Genomic DNA, 6,392 nt, shown 5'->3' on the forward strand with positions numbered 1-6,392 from the left:
GATCACTCCTTATCCCTTTTTGCTCCGGGGGATTCCGCAATTAATTCACCTTTGGGATCAGCAATGATTACATTACCAAAATCCTTTTCAGCAAGTGTACTTAATCTAATCCATCGTGAACTCATCCCGCCACCAACCGCGCCAAAAGACTTTATCGCAGGATGTCTGCGTATAGCTTCCTCGCACCTTTCAGCTAGGTTAGTAAAGTAACTTCGCCGTTTTGAAAAGGTTACGTCTGCATAACGTTCTACTGTCCATATTGGTTCTTCCAATACTATTCGGGTGCTGAGCATACGAAGCATGGTAGTCATGCCCGTCTCGGTTGCCATACTGCTGATGATATAGCCATTATGCCCGGTTACCATTGCTTGGAGTAATTCACGGGCTTCCATCTCTGTACACTCACCTACCTCGATATGTTCCGGACTTAATCTTGTTGTATCTGTCTTTTCACTGCTTTGCCTGATCTGAATTTTATTTTTCACTTCATAATCATCTCCCTTGAAAGTTGCTTTTAAAAACGAAAAACCCCACTTCAAACTGAAGTGGGGTAATGTAGTCAGTATATAGCACAGTATTAGTTGCTTAGAATTTTAATTGGTTCTTCTGTTTTTAAGTCAACAGCGGGGTTGTATGGTGAAACAATACAGGTCTTGCCTTTGTAGAATTTTTTGTATCGCTTTGCAAAACTTTCTGCAAACATTTCTACATCAGTATGCTTCCACGTTTTAACAAAACCTGAGTCACTTGAATTTTCTCTGGCATATTGTTCTATCTGACATCCTCCCACGGCTAAAGCCCGTGGGGTTCTTTTAATTCGTGGCTGTTTAAGCTGCTAGCTTAAACGTCCCTTGTTCACGGCCTAACGGTGTGGTTTTTCTCCACACGAACAAGTTAACCACCGGGCGTGCCAGTGCGCCCACTACTTCTAATAACGGCAAGCCGTTATCTCGAAGATACTTTTGTAGGATATTGAACGCTCCCACCACATCGGCATTAAATGCTTTACCGCAATGCACAAACAGCCCACGCTCTACTCTAGCTGACTTAACCCGTTTACTGCATAGCGGACAAGTGGTACTGGTGTTGCGTTCTGAGACTTCTTCTACCAGGATACCTCTAAGGGCCGCTTTGTATCGAAGCATTTGTATAATTCTGCGGTACGGCCAGGTGTGCAGTTCTTGATTTTGTTTAGCACCCCAATTTTTGTTTAAGCGAATACCTTTTAATTCGCCAACAATGATATGGGATACATTATTAGCCTCTGCCTGGTCTATTACCCTTTTGGTTAATACATGCAGAAAATGATTGCGCTGCCTGCTCCACTTGCGGTTTAGAAACCGGCATTTACGGCTCTTGGTACTGTTGGTTTTAGCTTTCATCTTGTTAAAATACCGGTCTAATGCTAATAGCTCCCCGCCCGGGAATATAAAACTTTTACCGTTAGTGATATAGCCGGTGATAATGTTAACTATGCCCAGGTCAAGTGCCATGATGTTCTGCAGGGGCAGGTAGTTTACTTTAACTTTATGGTAGATAAGCAAATACCAGCTGCCGGTCTTATGTTCATAGGATAGCTTTACCTGCTGGACTTTGCCCAGTGTGGTTTCCGGTGGCAGTTTATATTCCAAAGTTACAACCCGCCGGGCATATGTCCGGGGAAGTTTCAATACTATCTGGCCAATATCCGGCATAGCAAAGGCGTTTTGCTTAAAAGTTAATGTGCTTAGCGTGTCCTTTTTCCGGAAACCGGGCGGCTTAGCCAACTTATTGCCATTCTTGCGGTGGCTGTACCACGAACGGTAGGAGTCATCAAGTTCCGCCAAGATTTCCTGGGCGGTTTGGCTGGGCAAAAGTTTATACCAGCGGTTGGTTTTCAGGGCTTTACACTGCTCGGGAAACCCCGGAATTTTACCGGTTTCCTGCCAAACAGTCCTTCGTTCGTGATTAGCTACATTCCACATTTTTGTGGCGGCATATCCGGCAAGCCCTAACAGTAGAGCATCCTGGTTGCTAAGGTTTATAATTTTAGCTTTGGTTGTGAGCAATTGATAGGGTTCTTCGTGTTCCTCTACAATAAGTTGGCCTAACTCATCGTATTTTTTCTTTTTTCGTTTCACGTTCTCACCCCCTCGTCTTTTGTTCAGCAATATATCTTTTAATGGTTTCACTGGATACATTGCCGGCCGTAGAACAAAAGAATGAACGTGTCCATAGACTTGGCAAGTGCTGCAGGTGTTTAAATTCCTGCCGCAGTTTCCTTGATGTCACTCCTTTCACTTTTGCCATAATGTCTGATGGACTGATAGAAGGCGGGGCATTGACAAATAGGTGAACATGATCCGGCATTACTTCTAATGCCACTATTTTTAAATCGTTTTCATCGCATATCTCTTGCAGAATTTCCCGAAACCTTTTGTCTACGTCCCCGATTAGCACCTTCCGCCTGTAGCGTGGGCAGAAAACAAAGTGGTAGTTGATTAATGTTACGGTGGTTTTGGTGTACCGATATTCTTGTCCCATATTATTATTGTATCAGTTTATTGTTTTAACTGCAACATATCTTAAAAAGCCTTCATCCCACGATTAAAACCGTGGGCTTTCGGCTAAGTTTTCTGTAATAGAACACCTATCCAATCTTCATTTTTTGCAGCAAAATATATATCATAATGTTTAATGCCATTAATATCTTTTTTTATGCACCTACCGGAAATTTTTTCCTTAACCTCCGGGTCATAATATTTTTCTTCTGGTATTTCATGTATAGTAATTCTCCCTAGTATATTAGCAGGATATCCCTCAACTCTAAGTGCATTTAATACTTCCGAAACGGTTTCTGGTTTCCTAAAAATTACATTGCCGGTTTTATTATCCGTGTCAACAATCGTTAAAGCCTCTGCTGGCACTGCATTCAGCAGTGCCAGCAGAATAAAGAGAATTACTTTTTTCATCTTTTACAAACCAACTCCAATACCTGATTCACCTTTAGGCACTTTTCCTCTTTTGACTATGATTGTCACCTCAGCTATGTTGTTTTCCGGCCTTATATCTGTCCATTCACCGTTGGGCGGCCAGGCTTCTGCTCTGATTTTATATGTCCCAGGCCCGGCGGTGAAGTTGTAAGGAAACTTTTTGTAGTCTTTGGGTCCAATGTTCAGGTTATATGTTTTCGTACCACCTGCCCCGGTAATGGTGAGTCTTACAGGGATTGTTCCGGGGTTCTCGTCATCGCGGCCGGTTATAATTGTGTTTTCTACTAACACGGTAGGGTCAAAGATAATGTATTCGGTTTTTAACGGATAGATTTTTGCTATTGCGTCATAGCCGTTAATTACAATGGGCACCCGTTTCAGGTTGTTTTCTAAAGTGGTTTCCGGCCACAGGTTTTTAAGCTGCGGGGAAGCTGTCGGGTAATCCAGGTTGGCTCCCACTGCGATGTGCTGCGTTCCTTTTTCGGCGCCGGTCCATTCAAAGGTTACGGTTATTTCTTCGCCCTGGTTGTTAAAGACAAGGTATTGGTCGTCATTTAACTGGGCATTTATCTGAGAAAGTCTTGGTAGTTCATTGCCGTTTTGGTCTTTTAAAACAGCTTTGTATGCAGCAGTACCCAGTTCGTTAAAGGCCCCCACCGGTACCGGCAGGCCCGGGATGATAAGTTTATTAGCCTTGATTTTTGCCGTGGCTTTGTATTTTTCTCCCGGCTTCACGATGTACCCCTGGGCGTTTTTGGGGCAGCCCGGGTCAAGGGATACCACTTCAATGTCAAGGGGCTGGGCATACCATGCTTTAACGCCTTTCTCTGTAGTTACTACTACCCAGTTTTCGGAACCGGAAAGCTCGCCGGAAATCCCGGTACCGTAGGAACTGCCTCCTTCTGTTTGAACCGCAGGAACGGCGCTTGCTTTAACCCCGGTGTAAGGGTCAATGGAAGCCAGCCAGCCCTGGCCTGTACCTTCTAAAACTCTTGCCCCGATACCCGGTACCAGCCACACCATGGGGGCTGTCTGCGCCCGGCTGTCAAACTGTACTGCCCAGTTGGTGTTATGGGTGTTTCTGTCTACGGACAGCAGTTTGCCCTTTTGCCCAGGCATACCCACCGCAGGGAAGTAAACTGTATTTTTGGTTAATGCCGGGGAACGGTTGGAGAAGGTGCCGTAGTTGTCACTGTTAATCCAACCTTCCATGGTTTTTACATTGTACCCGTATACCCTACTCCACTGGTCACCGAAGTATAGCCAGTCGCCGTCTACGCTGAAGCTGGCTACTATGCTGGAGTGGGTTGTTACGGTTTTGTAGGCTATGGGGCTTTTCAATTCAACTTTACCGTTTACTTCCTGTAAAATATCGTCCAGCCTATATATTTTAAACTCACCTTTGCCATTGGGGCCCCGGTCTAAGCCCACCACAAAGCCCTGGCCGTTAAGCACCGGCGCCGGGCTTGAGCTGGTGCGGCCGCTGTCGGCTACTTTGATGCGGATGTTATTGGCTTTTGTTTTGTCCATCGGGTCGGTGGCTAAATGCACCTCTGCGGTGTTGCCGGCGGTGTAGACTACCACCTCGTGGCCACGCCATTTTAATACCAGGGGGGCGGAGACGATGTCGGAGGACCACTGGTCCTGAAATTCATATACCTTTTTAGCTTGGGTAAAATCGGTAATGTCAATAATGTGAAGATACCCTGTTTTTCCTTCGTGCTTATCTGTCCCGATGTAAATATATCTTTTACCATCATCTTTTTTAATCAAGGTCGGGTGAGACTTAGTTTCCCTATCACCCATCAAAGGAATACTCCACAAGGGACTGTTCTGCTGGAAACCTGATTCGTCAATTTTGCCGGTAGGTTCTTTACAGACATAGCCTCTCAGCTGGTTGCCGGTGACCGCCACTACCAGGGTTTGCCCCTCGAACTGGCCCCAGCCTTTTAGAATTAAAGGTTGTGAGTAGGATGTGCCGCTGTCGTCTTTCCAGGCCGGCCACAGCACCGGTTCTGTTCCCTCTGCCACCCTTGTCCGATGGTCGTTAAAACCAAAAGTGGTCACTTCCGCATAGGCGGCTGAGCAGAGGGAAAACAGAAACAGCATGACCAGTAACCATACTCTTGCTCTTTTCACAAATCAGTCCTCCTTTGTATTTTTTTCATCAAAATCACCTCCAGAATATATGAAACCCGGCCATTTAGCCGGGTTTCGGTTATTTGCTGGTGATGTATACGGTGTTATTTGCCTGATCCCAGTTGACGTTGCAGTTTAAGGCTTCACTTAACGCACGAACGGGAATAAAAGTACGGTTATTCTTAACTAGCGGAGCGGTGTCCATGGTTTTATTGACGCCGTTGACGGTGAAGGTTTTCTTGCCGATGGTCATTTCAACTTTAAAGAGCTCTTTATTAAAGATTTCTTTCTTGCAAATAATCTTTTGTGTTTCATTAATCCAGACTACCTGGCAGCCCAGTGCTTCGCCGATGGCCCGGAAGGGAGCCTGGGTGCGGTTGGCGCTGTCTACAAAGGGCGGTACATCAGAAATAACCTGCTGGCCGTTGACAAAGATTTTGATAGTGTTGTTAACTGCAGGAGGATTGGTAGGGTTTGTAGGTTTATTTTCCTGCCATTGGAAATTGGGGTCGGGCTTAGAGGTATCAACCCCTTCGCCCCCGTTGCCGGGGATAATAATTTCGGCAAAAGCCGGGGTCACGGCCATCGTTACCACCATTACAGCCAGCATCAGCATGGTTAACAGTTTTTTCATGAAAATCACTCTCCTTTAAAGTTTAGACGTTTAGAACCTGTGTTTGGTTTCAGGGTTAAGGGGGTTATTTACTGATTTTTACAGAAAATTTAGGAATCACCTCCTAGGGCTTTTATAGATTTTTCTTTTTTGCCATATATTTCATCGCCGTACCCTTTAGCCATCCAATTTAATACTTTGCGATATGCAAAGGCTTTTTGTTCTTTTTCTGTTTCATTAATTACTGATTGTGAATTCAAAAATTCTATTTTCACAATATCATTTAAAGGTACCCAAATTTGTTTCTCAGGGTTATCTGCATCCTTTACCAACAACGAACCTTTATCATTCCAACTGTATCTTAAACATTCCCCACTGATATTTTGGCTGTCTTTAAGCATCACTTTAACATATGGCCGTATGCCGGCTTTGCGATACATGATAAACGATTTTTGTAATAAATTGTCTCTATTAGTTTTGACACCTTTGTTTTTAAAAGGCAAAATACCTACATTAATAATTAATTCAAGCAATCCTAATGCCAGTGCCAAAATAATTTCAATCATAAATATTTCGCTAATTATATTGATATTTATTATGCCACCGGAAATTCCTGCTGCTGCCATCATAGTATCAATAAATTGTTTAATAGCGTTTTCCTGCCAAAA

The 6,392-nt window shown here is 44.2% G+C and carries 7 protein-coding genes; all 7 read right to left on the reverse strand.

Annotation, left to right across the window (positions count from 1 at the left end; genetic code table 11):
* Positions 1-2: 2 nt before the first annotated feature.
* Positions 3-485: a Flp pilus assembly complex ATPase component TadA gene (locus BUB67_RS09785; RefSeq protein WP_073239249.1), complete on the reverse strand. Its 483-nt coding sequence runs from the start codon at positions 483-485 to the stop codon at positions 3-5.
* 342 nt (positions 486-827) lie between these two features.
* Positions 828-2,120, reverse strand: a complete 1,293-nt coding sequence (locus tag BUB67_RS09790) for an RNA-guided endonuclease InsQ/TnpB family protein (RefSeq protein ID WP_073239250.1) — start codon at positions 2,118-2,120, stop codon at positions 828-830.
* 4 nt (positions 2,121-2,124) lie between these two features.
* Positions 2,125-2,523 carry an IS200/IS605 family transposase gene (tnpA, locus tag BUB67_RS09795; protein WP_073239251.1) on the reverse strand — a complete coding sequence of 133 codons (399 nt, stop codon included), beginning with the start codon at positions 2,521-2,523 and terminating at the stop codon, positions 2,125-2,127.
* Positions 2,524-2,606: 83 nt separating this feature from the next.
* The gene (locus tag BUB67_RS09800; RefSeq protein WP_073239252.1) at positions 2,607-2,951 is read right to left on the reverse strand and encodes a hypothetical protein; all 345 of its coding nucleotides are present in this window, start codon (positions 2,949-2,951) and stop codon (positions 2,607-2,609) included.
* Positions 2,952-2,954: 3 nt separating this feature from the next.
* The gene (locus tag BUB67_RS09805) at positions 2,955-5,111 is read right to left on the reverse strand and encodes a hypothetical protein (RefSeq protein ID WP_073239253.1); all 2,157 of its coding nucleotides are present in this window, start codon (positions 5,109-5,111) and stop codon (positions 2,955-2,957) included.
* A 79-nt stretch (positions 5,112-5,190) separates the two neighbouring features.
* Complete coding sequence (locus BUB67_RS09810; protein WP_073239254.1) at positions 5,191-5,745, reverse strand: copper amine oxidase N-terminal domain-containing protein; 555 nt, start codon at positions 5,743-5,745, stop codon at positions 5,191-5,193.
* A gap of 89 nt (positions 5,746-5,834) precedes the next feature.
* Positions 5,835-6,392, reverse strand: a 558-nt coding sequence (locus BUB67_RS16435; protein ID WP_159431832.1) for a hypothetical protein, incomplete at its 5' end; no start/stop codon positions are given.

Source organism: Desulforamulus putei DSM 12395 (assembly GCF_900129195.1).
Lineage (GTDB): Bacteria > Bacillota > Desulfotomaculia > Desulfotomaculales > Desulfotomaculaceae > Desulfotomaculum > Desulfotomaculum putei.

Bases quoted from the DNA above. Each gene is read 5' to 3' on its own strand.
- tnpA (WP_073239251.1), bottom strand. From the start codon at position 2,523: ATGGGACAAGAATATCGGTACACCAAAACCACCGTAACATTAATCAAC.
- BUB67_RS09800 (WP_073239252.1), bottom strand. From the start codon at position 2,951: ATGAAAAAAGTAATTCTCTTTATTCTGCTGGCACTGCTGAATGCAGTG.
- BUB67_RS09810 (WP_073239254.1), bottom strand. From the start codon at position 5,745: ATGAAAAAACTGTTAACCATGCTGATGCTGGCTGTAATGGTGGTAACG.